Genomic DNA, 19,147 nt, shown 5'->3' with positions numbered 1-19,147 from the left:
GTCAGGGCTCTTTCTTTTCTGTCTGCTTTCCGAACAATAAATAAAATTTTATCTCGAATGTTCCTGTTTTTTTCCATACACTCTATTGACGCTCTTTTTTGCCCGTGATAAAGTAAATAGCAAATCTCAATATGATGAATAGTCTAACAACGATGAGGAAGAAATGCTGCACGGTGGAAACCCTCAGAGAGCCGATGGTCGCTGCGAATCGGCGGTTCCCTGCGCAGATAAGCACTTCTGAGTTGCCGCGCCGAACAGACGTGTGTCTCCCAGTAGGCGTGTACGGTTGATCCGTTATCTCTCAGGTCTAGTTACCTGACAAGGTTCTTCTTTGCGAAAAGAAGAACGAATGAGGGTGGTACCGCGAAGCATACCTCTCGTCCCTCACTGCACCCAGCGTGTAGTGTGGGAACGGGAGGTTTTTTTATTTTCAAGGAGGAGGAGAGAAACATGTTTACAGACAAAATGATCTTACGAATCCCCGGCCCGACGCCAATTCCCCCGCGGGTCCAGCAAGCGATGAACCAGCCGATGATCGGCCATCGCAGCGGTCAGTTTTCCAGCCTGTTTGCTCGTACCGCCGAGCGTCTCAAGACGTACTTCGGCACCAAGCAGGATGTATACATCCTTGCCGGAAGCGGTACAAGCGCACTGGAGATGAGCGTGGTCAACACGCTGCAGCCAAACGACGAGGCGGCCGTACTGGTAAGCGGTGCTTTCGGCGAGCGTTTTGCGAAAATCTGTGAACGCTTCGGCATTGTCGTTCACCGACTGGACGTCCCCTGGGGAGAAGCCGTCACACCCGATATACTGACTGATTTTCTCAGGGAAAAACCGCGCGTGAAAGCTGTTTTTGCGACGTACTGCGAAACGTCCACCGGCGTTTTGAACCCGATTCGCGAGCTGGCTCAAGTCGTCCGTGAAACATCGGATGCGCTCTTCATCGTAGATGCTGTCAGCTGCCTCGGTGCCGTTGCCTGCGAAATGGACGATTGGGGCATTGACATCCTCGTTACCGGCTCGCAGAAAGCGTTCATGCTTCCGACGGGACTCGCATTCATCGCCGCCAGCGAACGCGCTTGGAAAGTAATAGAGGAACAGAAGCCGCTCGCGTTTTATCTTGACTTAAAAGCATACCGCAAAAGCCTGGCCGAAAAGACAACCCCTTACACTCCGGCCGTATCCCTCATCTTCGGATTGGAAGAAGTGTGCAACATGCTGGAGGAAGAAGGGCTGCCGCAGATCATCAGGCGGCACGAACTGATGCGCGACATGACCCGCGCCGGGATGCGGGCACTGAATATTCCGTTGATGACCGCAGATGCCTACGCCTCCCCTACCGTCACATCGCTCGATCCCAAAGGAGCATTTGACGCCGAAGAACTGCGCAAGGTGCTTAGGACCAAATTCAATCTCGTCATTGCCGGGGGCCAACAGCATTTGAAAGGCAAGATCTTCCGCATCGGCCACATGGGTTATTGCGAACCTTTGGATGTGATTCAAATTATTTCCGCCATTGAAATGGCGCTACACCAAATCGGCGTCGGCGTGGAACTGGGCGCCGGTGTCAAAGCTGCACAGGAGGTGCTCGTTTCTCATGTATAAAGTATTAATCAGCGATCCGCTCAGCGAATTTGGTATCCAAAAACTGCTGGACGCACCTGATGTGGAAGTCGTGCGTCAGACCAACCTCTCCCCGTCCGACCTGCTGGCCGTCATCGGTGAGTACGACGCTCTTCTGGTCCGCAGCCAAACACAAGTGACGGCAGAAGTACTGGCTGCAGGCAAACGCCTGAAGGCCGTGGGTCGTGCAGGTGTGGGCGTAGACAACATCGACATTGACGCAGCCACAAAAGCCGGTGTGGTCGTCATCAATGCTCCGGACGGAAACACCATCTCGACTGCAGAGCATTCCTTTGCGATGTTGATGGCGGTGGCCCGGAACATTCCCCAGGCACACAAGAAATTGACGGACGGCATATGGGATCGAAAAAGCTTTCAGGGCGTGGAACTGAACAACAAGGTACTGGGTATCCTTGGTCTGGGCCGAATCGGAACCGAGGTGGCAAAACGGGCAAAAGCATTCGGAATGAGCGTGCTTGCCTATGATCCGTTTCTGACGGAAGAGCGGGCACAAAAACTGGGCGTGACCAACGCTACCGTCGATGACATCTGCATGCAAGCGGACTTTATTACCGTGCATACACCGCTGACAAAAGAGACCCGTCATCTGATCAGCTCGCGCGAGTTTGCCAAAATGAAAGACGGTGTGCGAATCATCAACTGCGCCCGCGGCGGCATCATTGATGAAAAAGCCCTGTACGAAGCCATTTTGACAGGAAAGGTAGCAGGCGCCGCACTTGACGTGTTTGAACAGGAACCGCCGGTTGACAACCCGCTGGTCGGTTTGCCGCAGGTAGTCACTACGCCTCACCTGGGTGCGTCTACCGTTGAAGCCCAGGAAAACGTGGCGATCGACGTCTCCGACGAGATCTTGAAAGTGCTTCGCGGCCAGCCTTTCAAAAACGCCGTAAACCTGCCGTCCATCCCTGCACATGTCCTGGAACGATTGCAGCCGTATTTCACCCTAGGCGAACAGTTGGGCAACTTCCTGGCCCAGGTCACGGTCGGCTCCATCCAGGAGATTGCCATCACCTACAGCGGCGAATTAACTGAAGTGGACATCTCTCCACTCACCCGTACGGTTTTAAAAGGAATTCTCTCCTTCCGTCTGGGAGAAGAGGTCAACTACGTGAATGCACCGCTTCTGGCAAAAGCGCGAGAGATTGCTGTCACGGAGCAAAAGTCCTCGCAAAACCGCGGATTCATGAATCTGCTGACGGTATCGATCAAAACCAACCTGCAGACGCGGACGGTGGCAGGCACTCGCTTAAACGGATACGGTGCGCGAATCGTCAAGATCGATGATTTCGCCATTGACGTCGCGCCGGAAGGGTATCTGCTGTACGTCCATCACAACGACCGTCCAGGCGTAATCGGACGCGTCGGCACCATCCTCGGCAGCAACGAGGTCAATATTGCCACGATGCAGGTGGGACGTCGGGATATCGGCGGCGAAGCCATCATGATGCTCTCTGTTGATAAACCGGTTTCCGCCGAGCTGCTCGATACCTTGGGAGAGCTGTCGGAGATCAAAAGCGTCACGCAAATCGAACTCTGAGCATAACCGCTCGGCCGTTTGGGCCGAGCCCTTTCTTTACCCGCTTGGAAGAACTCGGTATAATAGAACAAGACTTGCTAATTGAAGAGAGGAGAACGTTATGGCAAACCAGGCACTACTCGCAATCGGCATCTTTCTGCTTACTTATGCCTTTATTATCAGCGAAAAGATCCACCGTACCATTGTCGCCATGTCGGGCGGTATCCTGATGGTTCTGTTTGGCATCGTCACCCAGGAAATGGCGATTGAACACATTGACTTTAATACCCTGGGTCTGTTGATCGGTATGATGATTCTCGTCACCATCACGGCCCAGACCGGCGTCTTTAAGTACATGGCGATTCGCGCCGCAAAGGCTGCCAAGGGGAATCCCCTGCGGATTCTCGTTTATTTAAGCGCTATCACGGCAATCGCCTCCGCTTTTCTGGACAACGTAACGACCGTTCTCTTGATGGTTCCGGTCACCTTCAGCATCGCACGGCAGCTGCAGGTGAACCCGCTTCCCTATCTGGTGAGCGAGATCATCGCTTCGAACGTCGGGGGCACGGCTACCCTGATCGGCGATCCGCCCAACATCATGATCGGCAGCTCTGTTCCGGAACTGGACTTTATGGCGTTCCTGCTCAACCTGGCTCCGATTGCGGCTCTCGTCATGATTTTCACAATTATTTGTCTGGTGTTGATTTATCGCAAAGACCTGGTATCCTCTCCGGAGCTGCAAGCCAAAATCATGAACCTGAACGAGCGGGACGAGATTACCGATACCACCTTGCTGAAAAAATCCCTTTTCGTTCTGGGGCTTACGATTCTCGGCTTCATGCTGCACGGGGTCTTTCATCTGGAGTCGGCGACCATTGCCTTGACGGGTGCGTTCCTGCTTTTGCTGCTCACCGGGGAGCACTATCTGGAAGACGCGATGAATAAAGTAGAATGGAACACCATTTTCTTCTTCATCGGGCTGTTTGTTTTGGTTTCCGGACTTGTGCACACCGGAGTTATCGCGCTTCTTGCGGAAAAAGCCATTGCGTTGACCGGGGGTGACGCCCTGCGCACATCCATGCTGATTTTGTGGATGAGCGCCATTGCTTCCGCTTTTATTGACAACATACCGTTTGTGGCCACGATGATTCCGATGATCAAGGAAATGGGCGCGCTGGGAATTCACAATCTGGAACCGCTCTGGTGGAGTCTGGCTCTCGGGGCTTGTCTGGGAGGGAACGGCACGCTGATCGGGGCCAGTGCCAACGTGATCGTCGCCGGTCTTGCCGCAAAGGAAGGACATCACATCAGCTTTATGGGCTACTTGAAAATTGCCTTTCCACTGATGATCATGTCGATCATCCTGAGCCACGCCTACATTTACCTGCGCTATTTCGTTTGATTAAGGAGGAAGGTTCATGGTAACGTATACGTTCGATGAAAAGCTCATTCAGATAACGGAGTCGCAAAACGACAAAGACGTCACGTTTCAGATTGAAGTGAAGTCGGAGGAAATGCGCAACCGAATGAAACAAGTTCGCGCTTACTTTGACGAAAACAAGGATTACACGGATGCCCTCTTCTACTCGCATCAGGACGGACAATTTGAGGTGATCGTCCGCAAAGACATGGTACTTCCCTTTCTGCTGCAGGCATTTCGCTTCCGCTGCCTGGAATCTCTCCACTGGAAATAAGCGCACCACAGAAAACCGACTCTGATGGCAGAGTCGGTTTTTCTGTAGACCAAGCTTATTCCAGAATGGAGAGAATGCCGCGGACATCGTCAAGGATAAATTCTGCTTTTTCTTCCTCAAACTTGCTCCGCGCCGCCTGTCCGGACAAGCCGGTCAAGGTGGCAGCAAATTTGCAGCCGATGGCTCTTGCCGCCAGCAGGTCAGCCAGGGAATCGCCGACGATCAGCACCTCTTCTCCATTGGCAATGGGAAGGGAATAATTCAGCACCTCACGATTGGGTGCGGACAGACCCAGAAGTCCTTTTACGTAGCAATAGGGGTGGGGTTTGGCCAACGGGGCTTGATCAGGGAACTCTTCTTCCGCCTCCAGTACGTGACTGGCCGTCACCACCCGTTCGGGATCAAATACGTCCAACAGGTTCAATTCGCTAAGCGGGACGTGTGTTTCAATCGTGGGACGACCTGTACCAATCCCCAGTGTATATCCTTTTGTCTTCAAAGTGAGCAGGATTTCGCGCAGTTCCGCTGGATCCACAATCGGGATCTCATCGGAGAGGAAGCCCTTTTTCCCCTTTTGAAAAGAGGAGCGGCCAATGGATGCAGCTACCCGTTCATCCCCCAGATACCATTCCTGGAAGGTCTCCTGACAAAGCTGCCACAACTCGCTGCTGCGGGAAAACATATCCGTATCAACACCGCAGCGTTCTTTGGCAATTCGATTGAGGTCCAGCAGCAATCCTGATTTTTGTGCCGTTCCATTCGCAAAATCAGCTGTAAAGGCTGCATAGTCAATGTGGAAATCAGCTGCATGTTCTTTTGCCCACTGCGCCAAGCGGTTCAATTCCGTACGGTTTATCTGCCCGGCAAGAAGCGATGCAGGTTCTTCACCAAGGGACGATTTTAGATGTTCACACAGGCGGATCAACTGATACGAAAAGGCAAGGAATACCATGTCCCAGTTGGAGTTGATTCCCCTCGACTTGATAAAGTTGAGCACCTCGTCTTTGGCAAAAACGGTTTCACGCACGCTTCTGATCTTCGCTTCAACCGGGGCCGGGGTAAAATCATCACCGGGAAGACCGAGATATAGCGGGTTGTGCAGCAGCTCCCAAACCGTTAAAGCGGATGCGTCAAAATACCGTTCTTCACTTAACATGACACCGTCAACATCAAACAAAATGGTCTTGATCATTCTCTCCACTCCATTTCTTTATTTGTATCTCGGTTTATCCGGCAAGCTGATGGTAAAAGTCGTGCCTTCACCCAGCTTGCTTTGCACACTGATCACGCCGCCATGCGCCTCCACGATATTCCTGGCGATGGCGAGACCCAGTCCTGTGCCCGCTCTTCCTCTCGTCCGCGCTTTGTCTGCTTTGTAGAAACGCTCAAACACAAATGGCAAGTCTTCCTGCGGAATGCCGCTGCCTGTGTCAGACACTTCCAAAAGAAGCGGTTGTTCGCCGCGGGCCCGAAGTGTTACGATGCCCTGCACCGGTGTATGACGCATCGCATTGTCAATTAAATTGGTCAATACCTGTTCCATCCGGTCAGGATCAATATACAGATGGGTTTGTCTGGTCGATATATCCAGTTGGAGTCCGATTCCGCGCTCCCTTGCCAGATTGCTGAACTTGCGCTGAATTCGCTCCAGGTACGGTCGAAGTTCGATCGTATCCAGCTTAAGCTCTGCGTGCCCTGCTTCCATCCGGGCCAGATCCAGCAGTTCATTCACCAGTTTGGTCATGCGTACCGACTCGTCGTAAATGATCTTGGCCAGTTCCTTGTGTTCCTCCGGTGTAGCAGCAATGTCATCGACGATCGCTTCACTATAACCCTGAAGCATGGACAAAGGAGTGCGAAGTTCATGCGAAACGTTGGCGACGAAGTCGTTTCGCATCTTGTCCAGCTTGCGCTCTTTTGTCATGTCGCGAAGCACCGCGACGGCCCCGCGAATCTGTTCACGGTCATACAGCGGCACCATCACGATCGACCAGTTCCGTCCCTGGACCGGAATATCTTCTGACACTTCCTGCCCCGTTTTCACGACCGACCGGTATAACTCAAACAGGGGAGCCGGTTGGCTCGGCTGTTCATATTCCCAGTCGCGTAAAAAGTGTTCGGCCGGAGGGTTGGTTACGGCAATCTTTCCTTTTTCATCAATCATGACCACCCCGTCTACCATGCTGCCCAGCACACTGGCCAACTGTTCCTTTTCCTTGGACAACGCGTGCACCACCTCATTTAACCTGCTTGCCATGGTATTAAAGGTGGCAGCCAGTTCACCGATCTCGTCCGTTGTCCGGATGGGGATTTCCGCGTGAAAGTCACCCTCGGCGATTCGCTGTGCCGTCTCCTTCATTTGGCGTAGCGGGAATGTGATGCGGGAGGAAAGGAAAAAGGCAAAGACGGTAGTGGAAATAAATCCGATGACCCCCACGACAAAGATCAATTTGCGTACTTCGGTAAGGGTATCGTCGAAATCTTCAATCGCCTGATACAAGATGACCGCCCCGCGATCCGTCGGTGTCAATTCCAACGGTACTGCAACAGCCAATACCTGTATTCGGCCGTTGCGGTCTGAAGGGTTGCTCTCGAAGATCACACGCGCAGGAGCGGGATACGCTCCTGCAATGGCTTCCCTAAGATGCAGTTCGCGCGACTGCAGCAGTTCCTGCAACGGTATTTGCGGGAGGGTATTCCCTACGTTTTTCCCGAGCGGTTTCACGTTCTCATCCACCACGATCAAGCCGGTACGATGCACACTGCTGAAAGTGGAGGCCATCTTCAGGGCGGAGGTTTTGTCCGACTGCTCCGCCAGCGTCTTTGACAGGTTGTCTGCCAGTTGCTGCAGATTATTCGTTTGCCGTTGAAAGAAATAGCTGTCAAAGGACTGCACCAGCAACAGGCTAAACAGCGTAAGAACTAGAGCAAAGAGCGCGATGATGGTCATCCACAGCTTGCCTACTACACTGCGAAAGATGACGTCCACGTTACTTTGGCACCTCTAGTTTGTAACCGACGCCCCATACTGTTGCGATCATTTGCGCGGCCTCCGGCGAGACTCGGTTTAATTTCTCCCGCAGCCGTTTGATATGGGTGTCGACCGTTCGCAAATCACCGAAGAACTCGTAATGCCAGACATCCTTCAGCAGTTCTTCGCGGGTGAATACCTTGTCAGGCGAGAGCGCAAGATAGTGGAGCAATTCATACTCCTTCGGTGTCAGGCTAACCTCCTGACCACTGGCAATCACCTTGTGGGCATCGTGGTCAATCGTGAGCTCGGGAAACACCAGGATCGAATGACTGGCGATAGAGTCTGTCTTCAAATAAGCGGTTGCCGACGAGCGGCGCAGGATCGCTTTTACGCGGTAAACAACCTCACGGGGACTGAACGGCTTGACGACATAGTCGTCCACGCCGGCCTCAAAACCGTGAACGCGGTTCGTTTCCTCACCCTTCGCCGTCAGCATGATAATCGGGGTGGCCTTGTGTTCGCGGATCTTTTGACAAACCTCGATCCCGTCCATGCCAGGCAGCATCAGGTCGAGCAGGATGATGTCGTAATCCTTGCTGAGTGCCATTTCCAATGCCTCTTCGCCGTGCTCCGCTTCGTCGATTTCGTAGTTTTCCCGCTCCAGGTACATCTTCAGCAGACGACGGATTCGTTCCTCGTCATCTACCACCAAAATGCGTGCTTCTTTTTCCATTCGAACCACCTCTGTATTGGTAGGGTTATCTCTATAGTCCAAAAAGCTGGGGGTGAGCCAGCTTTTTGGTCTGCCGTACAAAATCAGGTTTACACTCCGGCGTAGGAGTGAAGACCGGCGATTACCAGGTTGACAACCACTAGCGTAATCAGAATGATCACAAACCCGATGACGGCCATCCAGGCCGACTTGGTACCCACCCAGCCGCGGGAGAGGCGCAGGTGCAGGTATGCGCTGTAGAACAGCCACACAATCAGCGCCCAAACTTCCTTGGGATCCCATCCCCAAAAGCGTCCCCATGCCTCTTCCGCCCAAATCATGGCGAAAATCAGAGCGCCAAGTGTGAATACCGGATAGCCGATGGAAATGGCCCGATAGCTGATTTCGTCAAGCAGCTCCGGATCAACGCCGTTTAAAGCAGGCTGCATGACCGCGGCCAGCCGCTTGCGGAACAGGAGGCGCAGCCCCCAGTACAGGACGGTTCCCGTGAGTACCGACCAAATCAAGGTGTTCAGCTTGCGGGCGGCATCTTTCCCTTCCATCCAGGCGGGAGCTTCAAACAGCGGTGTCATTGGTCCCGCTTTGATGATGGTGGAGTTGGCCGGCGCCACTATGGCCGGCAGGGTGTACTCCGCCTTTAGCTTTTCCATCTGCCCCATGTTGTTGACCTTTTCCTCATTCAGTTCAAAAACCGTTTTCTGATCCAGTCGGGCGAATGTGGAGTCCATCGCGATGAATCCCACAAGCATCAGAACGACGCTGAGGACAATCTCCAGCCAGACGGTTCCGCGAGTGCGGCGGTCCTGCGGAACAGTACGGATCAGGTACATCAAGCCGGCGGCAAAGCCGACAGCCAAAATGCCTTCCCCCAAGGCCGCCGTCGTCACGTGGATATGCAGCCAGTAACTCTGCAGGGCCGGGATGAGAGGCGTCACTTCTTTCGGAAAGACGTACGCATACGCCAGCATGATCACGCCGAGCGGAAGAACGAAGGCACCGATCACCGTCAGCCTGTAAATCCGATAAAGTATCAAATAAGCGAGGATGATACAGAAGTCCAAAAACGCCATAAACTCAAACATGTTGCTGGTCGGGCTAAATCCGGCGCCGATCCAGCGGGTGATGACGTATCCGGCCTGTGCCAAAAAGCCGACGACGGCAATCCAATAAGCCATTCGCCCAAATCGGTGTTCGTGGGCCTTTGGATCCCGTCCAGACCAGTTTTTCCCCGTCACTGAGACGACGAAAAGAATCGACGCCAACACATAGAGAATGAAGGCGATATTTAACAACCAGTCACTTACTTGGATAAGCAAGTCGCATTTCCCTCCTCGAAGCTAGGCCTTCGCGTTTTCCTCCAATAAGATCGGCAGCCCCAGCTGTTCCACTACCCCCTCCACTTCACGGCGAAGGCCAAACCAGTTCTTGTTCGTATGGCCAGCCAGGTGGATGGTGTGATTGCTGAACTGCAGCCAGATCCTGCGGTGCTGCCAAAAGAAGCCCATCACGACACCGATCATAAACACAAATGCGCCAAAGTAAATGATCGGCACCGCCTTGTCCTTGCGCACCATCAATCCGGAAATATCAATCAAATCAGGCATGTTAATCTTCAGCGTGTAGCGGGAATCCGCCTTCTCCGGTATGATGGACCCGCTCAGGTACACCATTCGTTCCTTTTTATTGTCCTGTTGCGATGTTACTTCCAGCGCGAACATCGGATTATTGGGAAGATTGGTTTTGGTAGCCGGCTTTCCTTTGGAATCCAGGTAAAAATCCGGAAAGTAATCAAGGACGCGAACTTTTACTCCTTCGGCAATTTGCTGTTCCTGATTGGGTTCGTACAAATCCAGTTTGATCGGACCGATCTCCCTGTTTCCGGCTTTCTTGTCGATGAGCGTGAAGTTGAGCGCACCCAACTCCATCTCCTGGACACCCGATTGGAATATCATCAAATCTTCGTATTCCATTGGATGGTTCACCACGATCGGCCCCCGCTTCACTTCGACGAGATCGGGCTTCGCACCGGGCAAATCGGCATTTTTATTCAGGTACAGAACAGCGTCCGTCTGGAAGCTCTTCGGGATTGCGCCGCCTTTCAAGTCAAGCTGCTGTGGCATTTCTTCTTCGGACCAGTACTCTGTCTTGTAGGCGAGGTTTTTGATGTAATAAGGCGTATCCGGCAGAGAGACCGTTTGCCCCTCTCGCACCCACACGAATTGGTCCAGGTAAAAACCCGGTATGTTGCGCATCAACACACCAAGCAGGAAAATGATCAAGCCGATGTGGTTGATATAGGGCCCCCAGCGACTGAAGCGCGCCTTTTCCGCCAGAAGGGAATCTCCCTCACGATAGACCCGATAGCCTCTGCGCTTGAATTGATTTTCCGCTTGCGCCAGAAGGGATGCCTTGTCCACCTCATCCGACAATTCGGCTTCCCCGTAGAGTTTCTGTCCCTTGAGAAAGGATAGGTGCTGGTTCAGACGCGGCTTGTTTAACGCCTTGTAAAGCGGAACCACTCGGTCCAGGCTGCAGATGACGAGCGATGTTCCAAGCATCACAAGCAGGGTCACAAACCACCAGGAAGAGTAAAGGTTGTGAAATCCCAGCGTATAATAGATGTCACCCAGACGGCCGTACGTTTGGCTGTAAAAACGGGCGACGTCGGCCTCTGTCGGAACCGGTACAGGAATGTACTGTTGCTGTGGAAAGACCGTCCCGACGGCTGATGCAATCAACGTAATCACGATAATCCCAACCGCCACTTTGACGGACGAGAAGAAATTCCACACACGATCAATCACTGTGGATGAGTACGTCTGCGACCGGCGGGCCATCCCTTCGTAGCGCATATCGGGAAATTCAGCGCTGCCTGCCGCCTCTATCTGTTGAAGGGGTTTCCCGCACGACTCGCACAGTACTGTCCCGACTGGATTTGAATGTCCGCATTCACACTTTGGTTGATCCAAATTGAACTTCATTTTGTTCCTCACTTCGGTAAAATATTGGCGATCTTGTCAGCGATGATCGCTTCATTCATCTGACCGATGAAGATCTCCTTCACTTCTCCGTCCCCGTCTATGAAAAAGGTCGTGGGAATCGGGCCAATCCGATACAGTTTGGTGATCTGAGATTGTCGATCCATCAATATCGGGAAGTTCACACCAAGCTGTTTGACAAACGGTTCGACCGTGATCGGCGATTCTCCGATATTGACGCCGATTACCACCAGTCCCTTGTCTTTGTATGCTTCGTACTGCTTCTGCAGGGCCGGCATTTCCGCCTTGCACGGTTCACACCAGGTGCCCCAAAAGTTGAGCACGACCCCTTTTCCCTTGAGGTCGGACAATGTGACAGGCGACCCGTTCAGCTGCTCCAGACTAAAGTTCGGCGCGTCACGCCCTACTTTTACCGCGTTGGGATCTTTCTCCAGACTGGAGTATACGGCAAAGACCAACGCGACCAGGAGCACGCCCAAGATCGCGACTCGGATATAGGTGCGATTTGACTTGTTCATCCAGCAATATCTCCTAACTCGCTCTATTTCCTTTTTATTATAGCGTTCCTCGTTTTCCGCCAGCGCGTAAGATATGAACAGATTTTGAACGAATTACACTCGCTTCCTGGCGCTTTTGCTGTCAATCGTCACGGCGCTTTTCAATCTTTTCACTTCCGCACTGGTAAGCGGGCGATACTCACCCGGCCTCAAACCCTCGAGAGACAAAAATCCCAGACGGACACGCTCCAGGGTGAGTACGGGGTGACCGATTGCTTCGCACATTCGCCTCACTTGGCGGTTTCGCCCTTCGTGGATGATCAGCTCCAATAGGGACTTGTTCCCTTTCGGAGCGGTTTTTATCAACTTCGCTTGCCCGGGCGCGGTCATCCCGTCCTCCAGCATGATGCCGGCTGCCAGCTTCCTTACTTTTTCCGGGGCGGGGACACCTTTTACCCAGGCGCGGTAGACCTTGTCAATCTCATGGGATGGATGAGCAAGTCGATTCGCCAGCTCACCGTCGTTCGTCAGCAGCAGGAGCCCGGACGTATCGTAATCGAGCCGTCCAACCGGATAGACCCGCTCTTTCACTCCCTTGAGCAAATCGGTAACGACGCGGCGCCCCTGCGGATCGTGCAAGCTGGTGATAACACCTGTGGGTTTATATAACAGAATGTAGACATGCTCTTCCAGCCGGATGGGGCGGCCGTCCACCATGATACGGTCAATAGCGGGGTCAACCTTTACGCCCAATTCCTTCACCACCTTGCCGTTCACCTGAACTCTGCCCTCGACGATCAACTCTTCACAATGACGACGTGAGGCGACACCCGCGTGAGCCAGTACCTTTTGCAATCGTTCCATGATGGATCACCTCTTCATCATCATACCCATTCTTATCAGTGTGGACAAGAAAAAGGAAAAAACTTCCCCGCGTGAGGAAGTTTTTCTGCTTACGCAAACACGAGATATACGATTATCAGCGAGGCCACCACACCGGCGAGATCCGACCACAAGCCAACCTTTAACGCGTAGGAGCCGTTGCGGATCCCGACGGCACCGAAATAGACGGTTAAAACGTACAAGGTAGTATCCGTGCTTCCCTGCATCGTAGAGGCAAGTCGGCCGAGCATGGAGTCGGGACCGTACTGGGCGATCAGGTCTGTCGCAATCGCAAGCGATCCTGTACCGGTCAAAGGCCGCAGCAGAGCGAGCGGCACAATCTCTTCCGGTACATGCAGAAGAGTGAGCAGCGGTCTGAACAGCTGCAGCATCATGTCAAGCGCGCCTGATTGGCGAAACATGGTTATCGCCACCATCATCGCGATCAGGTGAGGAAGTATTCTGATGGTCGTGCCGAAACCGCCTTTCGCTCCGTCGACAAACGTCTCGTACACGGGTACCCGTTTGCTCCAGCCATAGATCAGAATAAAGGATATGATGACGGGTATGGCCCAGAGCGAAATGAGTGACACCCATTGATACATGACGATCCCTCCTTGTTCACCGTCGCTTGCCACGTCGGTATCGGTACCAACGATCCAGCAGGAGGGCGAAAATCGTCGCGGAAAAAGAAGCGATCAGCGTCGTGCCGACGATTTCCACGGGGTTGGCGGAACCGTACTGCATGCGGATGGCGATCATGGTGGTCGGGATGAGCGTAATACTGGCCGTATTGATCGCCAGCAGGGTGCACATCGCAGGAGAGGCCACCTGTTTGTCGGGATTCAGCTTCTGCAGTTCTTCCATCGCTTTCAGTCCCATCGGCGTTGCGGCGTTACCCAGCCCCAGCAGATTGGCGCTCATGTTCGACATGATGTAGCCGAGGGCTGGATGGCCTTTGGGCACGTCGGGAAACAACCGGTGAATAAAGGGAGACAGGGCTCGGGCCAAGAGCTCCAAAAGGCCTGCCTTTTCCGCAACACGCATCAGCCCCATCCAGAAAGCGAGGACGCTCAACAAGCCGAAGCACACCGTTACCCCTGTCTTTGCCCCTTCAAAAGCAGCCTGATTGATGACTTCCAACCGTCCATTGGTTGCTGCAACCACGATACTGATAACAATCAGAGCGAGCCAGATGACGTTAAGCATGCCACATTCCTCCCGCCATGATGTGCCACAGCAGATCCCAGAAGGTGTATAGTCCCCTCTTCGTCGGATTGGACGCTGGTACGGCTGCCTGTACGGTCAGCGGTATGCTGCCAATCAGTTGCCGTTCGAGGTACACTTGCAAGAAGCCAACATGCTTCCCCATCATGTCTTCTGTTACCTGAGGTTTCAGCAGATGGACACTGGTACGAAGCTTGCTCTCCTCTCCCGCCTTAAGCGGATAGGAAAAGTCATTCATCGCAATCAGCTGAAAATCGGCGGCCGCAGTGGAAATGGCGGCTGACGCATTCACGGTCTGCCCTTTTTCCACAACTATTGTCACCTTAAATTGCTGAAAACCCCAATCCATCAAACTCATGGAGTCGTTCCAATCGTCAGGTGCGTTCAGTGTGATTGCCGCCAGCTGTCGGCCGTCCCGTGTAGCCGATGAAGCGAGGCATCGTTTCGCCAGCTTTGTGTAGCCGGTTTTCACGCCGTCTGCTCCCTTGTACAAATGGAGCATCTTGTTCTTGTTTTGCAGCCGCCGGTCCCAGTTCTCGCCTTCCCATGAAATGTTTTTCACCTTTGTGGCAACGATTTGCTGAAACACCGGATTTTTCAACGCATAGGCGGACAGTTTGACCATATCCTCCGCTGTCGAATAATGCATGTTGCTCTCATCGAGCCCGTGCGGATTGGTAAAGTTGGTATGAGTCATGCCGATCAGGTCTGCTTTTTCATTCATCATGTACACAAAGCCGGGCAGAGAGCCGCCTACATGGTGCGCGATCGCCACGGCGGCGTCGTTGCCGGAGCGGAGCATCAAGCCGTACAGCAGTTCTTCGAGTGTGAGCTTTTCACCTCGCTTCAGGTAGATGGACGATCCTTCCACTCCCACTGCTTCCGGGGGGACCGTCACTACGTCCTTCAAGGTAGCCGATTCGATGGCGACAATCGCCGTCATGGTTTTCGTCAGACTGGCAATGCGCATTTTCTTGCCGCCGTTCTTCTGGTATAAAATCCGGCCGCTCGCGACATCGATCAAGGCTGCCGCCTCCGCGGATAGACCCGGAGGTGCAGAAGCTGCTTCCGCTGTGCCCCCAGACGGAATAAACAGCGCCTGGAAAAATAGAAAAACGACGAGTACGCCGGATAGTTGGCTCCGATACTTCATAACGTCCTCCCCAGTCTTCAGGATCACCGTGGTTTGTACAAGTATATGGGGACGAGTCGTTTGATAGTACCGCAAACTGCAGGGCGGCGGCTAGTCGTTTGCAGGTTCGGTGGTTTTGGCAAACAGGACGGATGCTTCCATCCTCGCCTCTTCGATGTTCAGATTGACGGGCGGTTCGGGCAGATCATCCAATTGTCTCAGCCCAAAATGTTCCAAAAACTCTTTTGTCGTGGCATATAGAATGGGACGCCCGACCCCCTCTGCTCTTCCCGCTTCGCGGATCAACTGCTTGGAAAGCAGGGTGTTCAGCGCCTTTTCACACTTCACTCCGCGGATTTCTTCAATCTCCGAGCGAGTGATTGGCTGTTTGTAGGCGATGATTGCCAGCGTCTCCAGTGCAGCCTGCGACAATGTGGATTGAGTGGGCGAAGAAGCCAGCTTTTCAAAATACGGAACGTGCTCGGGAAGCGTCGTAAACTGATACGCCCTGGCTACTTCGACAATTTGAATCCCTCTGCCGCTGCGACGGAAATCGGCTTTCATGTCTTCGATCAAATCGACGACCGTATCTTCGGGCACCTCAATGATTTCGCCAATCTGCTTGGCATCGATTCCTTCATCGCCTGAGATGAACAACAAGCCCTCGATGACGCCTTTCAGCTTGTCATAGTCCATCGGAATGAGCTCCTTTCGCCGTGTTTTCACATATCATGATGTCTTGAAACAGCTGATTCTGGATGCACGTAATATGTTTTGCCTTCATCAGTTCCAGCAGCGCCAGAAAAGTGGTGACGATCTCCGTCCGTGACGCGTTGGCGGAAAACAGCTGAAAAAAGCGGATCATGCCGCCGCCTACCTTCAGCAGCTGCCGGATTTCCTGCATCCTGTCCTTGATGGACACTTCGTCGCGGGACACCTTGGCCAGCGGCTCCTTCTCCTTGATCCGCGTCACCAGCTTTTCCAGTGCCGTAATGAGATCATAAACGGTGACGTCTTTGATCGTTTGCTCCTCTTCACGCACGTATGGGGTCAGGTCCTCAGCCGGCCGGGTAAACACCTGGTTGCGGCCGACTTCCATCTCCCGCAGTTGTTCCGCAAGCAGCTTGTACCGTTTGTACTCAAGCAGCCGCTGAACCAGCTCTTCGCGCGGGTCCACTTCCTCCACATCCATATCAAACAGCGGTTGAAAGACCTGCTCTTCCTTTTTTGGCAGAAGCATCTTGCTTTTGATGGACAGAAGCGTTGCCGCCATCACCACGAACTCGCTTGCCACATCGAGCTGCAGCTGCTGCATGGTGTCGATGGTAGCCAGATACTGCTCGGTAATTTCGGCCACGGGGATGTCGTAGATGTCCACCTCCGCCTTGTCAATCAAATGCAGCAACAGGTCAAGAGGGCCCTCAAACGAATCCAGTTTAATGCTGTATGACACAAGTTCTCCCTCGTTTCCCTATTAAAACAGCGATAGAATGAACAGAGCCAACTCTTGAATGCTTGTCAGCAGCAGTGCGAGCGGGAAACCAAGCAAAACCCCGCTGATTCCCGGGATAAAGATCAGCAGAAGCAAAAGCCACGGGCCATAGATCTCAAGCTTGTAGAAAAAACCGTCCCACCGTCGGGGCGAAAGGAAACGAAAGATTTTTGAGCCGTCCAACGGATGAATGGGGAGCAGATTGAAAATGAACAAAGCGCAGTTGATCAGCACGCTGAAGCGAAGAGTCAGGATGATCGCTTCCGCCGCTTTTTCGTTCATACCGGCAAGAATCCCGGAATGTGCGACTGCGTAGAACATAACGGCAAAAACAATGGCCAAAATCAGATTCACGAAAGGGCCCGCTGCAGACACGTAGACCATTCCAAGTCGTTTGTTGCCGCGAAAGCGCAGCGGGTTGACCGGCACCGGTTTGGCCCAACCAAACGGCCCGAACAAAATCAAGATCAATCCAAACGGGTCAATGTGGGGAATTGGGTTAATCGTGAGGCGTCCTTCCTGTTTTGCCGTGTCGTCCCCCAGCTTCCACGCGGCGTATGCGTGTGCCCATTCGTGCAGGGAAAAGGCGATGACGAACGCAATGACGCGAAACGGCACCGTCGCCCAGTCAAAGTGAAAAAAGTTCTCCATTCCGTCCTCCTGAGTGAAAAAATTGCTATCTATTAGCATACCAAGAGAGGCAGGGGGTTACAAGACTCGCCTACGCCCAATGCCTTAAAACCCTCGTTGGATCTGTGCAAGAAAAAACACCGGCGTTGACGCCAGTGCTTGGTTGCAGCTTGTCTATTCGTTCACGACTTCCACTTTTGCCATTTTGTCACCTTGCTTGATGGCGTCGACGTGCTCCATGCCTTGTGTTACGCGGCCGAACACGGTATGCACGCCGTCGAGATGAGGGAACGCGTCATAGCAAATGAAAAACTGGCTGCCGCCTGTGTCCTTGCCTGCGTGCGCCATGGAGAGGGAACCGCGCAGATGCTTGTGCGGGTTGCCTGCTGTTTCACATTTGATCGTGTAGCCCGGACCGCCAGTGCCGGTGCCGTACGGGCAGCCTCCCTGCGCCACAAAGCCAGGAATCACGCGGTGGAACGTCAAGCCGTTGTAAAAGCCTTCATTCGCCAGTTTTTCAAAGTTGGCTACGGTTCCAGGAGCTTCGTTTTCAAACAGTTCCAGCTCGATTTGATTCCCGTTTTCCATGGTAATGCGTGCTTTTTTCATGTTCGTTACCTCCATACCTTTACAATTGAACCTTCCCATTTTACCATTTCAAAACGGGTGCGTCCATTACACCTTTCTATACGAGAGAACCGGTTGAAAGATGTATGTCTGATTCCCGATGCCTGATGAAGTTACCGCAATGATTGAGTCCGTGCAGGCAGCAGATCCTGTCTGATCACATCAGCCAGACTCTCCCGCTTGACCACCAGCTCTGCCTCCCCATTTTTTACAAAAACAACAGCTGGGCGCGCAATTCGGTTGTAATTGTTGGACATCGCATAACCGTAGGCACCTGTGCAAGATACGGCGAGAATATCACCCGGGCTGGTCTGCGGAAGCGCGACATCCCAGATCAGCATGTCTCCAGACTCACAGCACTTGCCGGCGATTGACACCACATCGTCAGCAGGTTCATTCATCTTGTTGGCGATGGCGGCCTCATACCGGGCTTGATAAAGAGCGGGACGCAGATTGTCCGTCATGCCTCCGTCCACAGCCAGATACTTGCGCACGTTGGGAATCTCCTTGGTCGATCCAACCCGATACAAGGTCGTGCCTGCATCTCCCACGATACTTCGGCCCGGTTCAATCCACAGTTCCGGCAGCGGGAGGTTGCGGGCAGTCCATTCATCCCGCACGGCTGACGTGATCGTCCGCACATACGCCTCAGGCGGCAACGGAGTATCGCCCTCCACGTAGCGAATGCCGAAACCGCCGCCGACGTTTAGCACCTCCGGGACGAAACCCGTCTCTTTTTTCGCTTCTTCCAGCAGCTCAGCCAGCCGCTTGACTGCAATCAAAAAGCCGTCTGTCTCAAAAATTTGCGATCCGATATGGCTGTGCACCCCAAGAAGGTGAAGAGAGCTGCTTTTATGCGCAAGCGTGATCGCCTGGAGCGCCTGTCCGCTCATCACATCAAATCCGAACTTGGAGTCCTGTTGACCTGTTGAGATGTATTCATGGGTATGCGCTTCCACTCCAGGTGTCACACGCAGCAGAACTGCAACGGTCTGGCCCCGCTCTTCCCCCAACTGCTCCAGCAGGGCAAGTTCATAGAAGTTGTCGACGACGAAGCAGCCAATGTGCGCATCCAACGCCATGGTGATTTCCTCCACCGA

The 19,147-nt window shown here is 53.3% G+C and carries 19 protein-coding genes and 1 other annotated feature; of the genes, 4 read left to right on the top strand and 15 right to left on the bottom strand.

Annotated features, from left to right (window positions below):
• Positions 1-143 precede the first annotated feature (143 nt).
• Positions 144-388, top strand: a binding site (T-box leader).
• Positions 389-450: 62 nt separating this feature from the next.
• From ACE99V_RS02565 to ACE99V_RS02550, 4 genes are all read left to right on the top strand, one after another.
• Positions 451-1,605 carry a pyridoxal-phosphate-dependent aminotransferase family protein gene (locus tag ACE99V_RS02565; RefSeq protein WP_400489580.1) on the top strand — a complete coding sequence of 385 codons (1,155 nt, stop codon included), beginning with the start codon at positions 451-453 and terminating at the stop codon, positions 1,603-1,605.
• On the top strand, positions 1,598-3,181 hold the full coding sequence (gene serA, locus ACE99V_RS02560; protein WP_400489579.1) for a phosphoglycerate dehydrogenase: 1,584 nt from the start codon (positions 1,598-1,600) through the stop codon (positions 3,179-3,181). Before ACE99V_RS02565 ends, serA begins: the two co-directional genes overlap by 8 nt.
• Before the next feature lie 100 nt (positions 3,182-3,281).
• Positions 3,282-4,562, top strand: a complete 1,281-nt coding sequence (locus tag ACE99V_RS02555; RefSeq protein ID WP_400489578.1) for an ArsB/NhaD family transporter — start codon at positions 3,282-3,284, stop codon at positions 4,560-4,562.
• 16 nt (positions 4,563-4,578) lie between these two features.
• Positions 4,579-4,854 (top strand): hypothetical protein, encoded by a 276-nt coding sequence (locus ACE99V_RS02550; protein WP_400489577.1) that lies wholly within the window; start codon positions 4,579-4,581, stop codon positions 4,852-4,854.
• 55 nt (positions 4,855-4,909) lie between these two features.
• Here the strand turns inward: ACE99V_RS02550 and ACE99V_RS02545 are convergent, their stop codons facing one another.
• The 15 genes from ACE99V_RS02545 to lysA form a co-directional block, all read right to left on the bottom strand.
• Complete coding sequence (locus tag ACE99V_RS02545) at positions 4,910-6,046, bottom strand: HAD family hydrolase (protein WP_400489576.1); 1,137 nt, start codon at positions 6,044-6,046, stop codon at positions 4,910-4,912.
• A gap of 18 nt (positions 6,047-6,064) precedes the next feature.
• The gene (locus ACE99V_RS02540; protein ID WP_400489575.1) at positions 6,065-7,843 is read right to left on the bottom strand and encodes an ATP-binding protein; all 1,779 of its coding nucleotides are present in this window, start codon (positions 7,841-7,843) and stop codon (positions 6,065-6,067) included.
• A gap of 1 nt (position 7,844) precedes the next feature.
• Complete coding sequence (locus ACE99V_RS02535) at positions 7,845-8,561, bottom strand: response regulator transcription factor (protein ID WP_400489574.1); 717 nt, start codon at positions 8,559-8,561, stop codon at positions 7,845-7,847.
• A gap of 89 nt (positions 8,562-8,650) precedes the next feature.
• Positions 8,651-9,877 carry a c-type cytochrome biogenesis protein CcsB gene (ccsB, locus tag ACE99V_RS02530; RefSeq protein WP_400489573.1) on the bottom strand — a complete coding sequence of 409 codons (1,227 nt, stop codon included), beginning with the start codon at positions 9,875-9,877 and terminating at the stop codon, positions 8,651-8,653.
• 21 nt (positions 9,878-9,898) lie between these two features.
• Entirely contained in the window at positions 9,899-11,530 is a 1,632-nt protein-coding gene (gene resB / locus ACE99V_RS02525; protein WP_400489673.1) for a cytochrome c biogenesis protein ResB, read from the bottom strand.
• Between the two features lie 20 nt (positions 11,531-11,550).
• Positions 11,551-12,078 (bottom strand): thiol-disulfide oxidoreductase ResA, encoded by a 528-nt coding sequence (resA, locus tag ACE99V_RS02520; RefSeq protein WP_400489572.1) that lies wholly within the window; start codon positions 12,076-12,078, stop codon positions 11,551-11,553.
• 93 nt (positions 12,079-12,171) lie between these two features.
• Complete coding sequence (locus ACE99V_RS02515) at positions 12,172-12,921, bottom strand: pseudouridine synthase (RefSeq protein ID WP_400489571.1); 750 nt, start codon at positions 12,919-12,921, stop codon at positions 12,172-12,174.
• An 89-nt stretch (positions 12,922-13,010) separates the two neighbouring features.
• Complete coding sequence (locus ACE99V_RS02510) at positions 13,011-13,544, bottom strand: spore maturation protein (protein WP_400489570.1); 534 nt, start codon at positions 13,542-13,544, stop codon at positions 13,011-13,013.
• A gap of 16 nt (positions 13,545-13,560) precedes the next feature.
• Positions 13,561-14,148, bottom strand: coding sequence for a nucleoside recognition domain-containing protein (locus tag ACE99V_RS02505; protein WP_400489569.1), 588 nt, complete (start codon positions 14,146-14,148; stop codon positions 13,561-13,563).
• Positions 14,141-15,319, bottom strand: a complete 1,179-nt coding sequence (locus tag ACE99V_RS02500; RefSeq protein ID WP_400489568.1) for a D-alanyl-D-alanine carboxypeptidase family protein — start codon at positions 15,317-15,319, stop codon at positions 14,141-14,143. The genes ACE99V_RS02505 and ACE99V_RS02500 overlap by 8 nt, the downstream gene beginning before the upstream one ends.
• Before the next feature lie 90 nt (positions 15,320-15,409).
• Positions 15,410-15,994, bottom strand: a complete 585-nt coding sequence (gene scpB, locus ACE99V_RS02495; protein WP_400489567.1) for an SMC-Scp complex subunit ScpB — start codon at positions 15,992-15,994, stop codon at positions 15,410-15,412.
• Entirely contained in the window at positions 15,984-16,751 is a 768-nt protein-coding gene (locus ACE99V_RS02490; protein ID WP_400489566.1) for a segregation/condensation protein A, read from the bottom strand. Before ACE99V_RS02490 ends, scpB begins: the two co-directional genes overlap by 11 nt.
• 21 nt (positions 16,752-16,772) lie before the next feature.
• On the bottom strand, positions 16,773-17,441 hold the full coding sequence (locus ACE99V_RS02485; protein WP_400489565.1) for a site-2 protease family protein: 669 nt from the start codon (positions 17,439-17,441) through the stop codon (positions 16,773-16,775).
• Between the two features lie 153 nt (positions 17,442-17,594).
• A complete protein-coding gene (locus tag ACE99V_RS02480; protein WP_400489564.1) occupies positions 17,595-18,029 on the bottom strand; it encodes a peptidylprolyl isomerase in 435 nt (144 codons plus the stop codon).
• Positions 18,030-18,160: 131 nt separating this feature from the next.
• Positions 18,161-19,147, bottom strand: a 987-nt coding sequence (gene lysA / locus ACE99V_RS02475; RefSeq protein WP_400489563.1) for a diaminopimelate decarboxylase, incomplete at its 5' end; no start/stop codon positions are given.

Source organism: Brevibacillus soli (assembly GCF_044759095.2).
In the GTDB taxonomy this organism is placed as follows: domain Bacteria; phylum Bacillota; class Bacilli; order Brevibacillales; family Brevibacillaceae; genus JBIYSM02.
The sequence above is the reverse complement of the archived record's forward strand: the minus strand, read 5'-3'. Positions and strand labels throughout refer to the sequence as shown.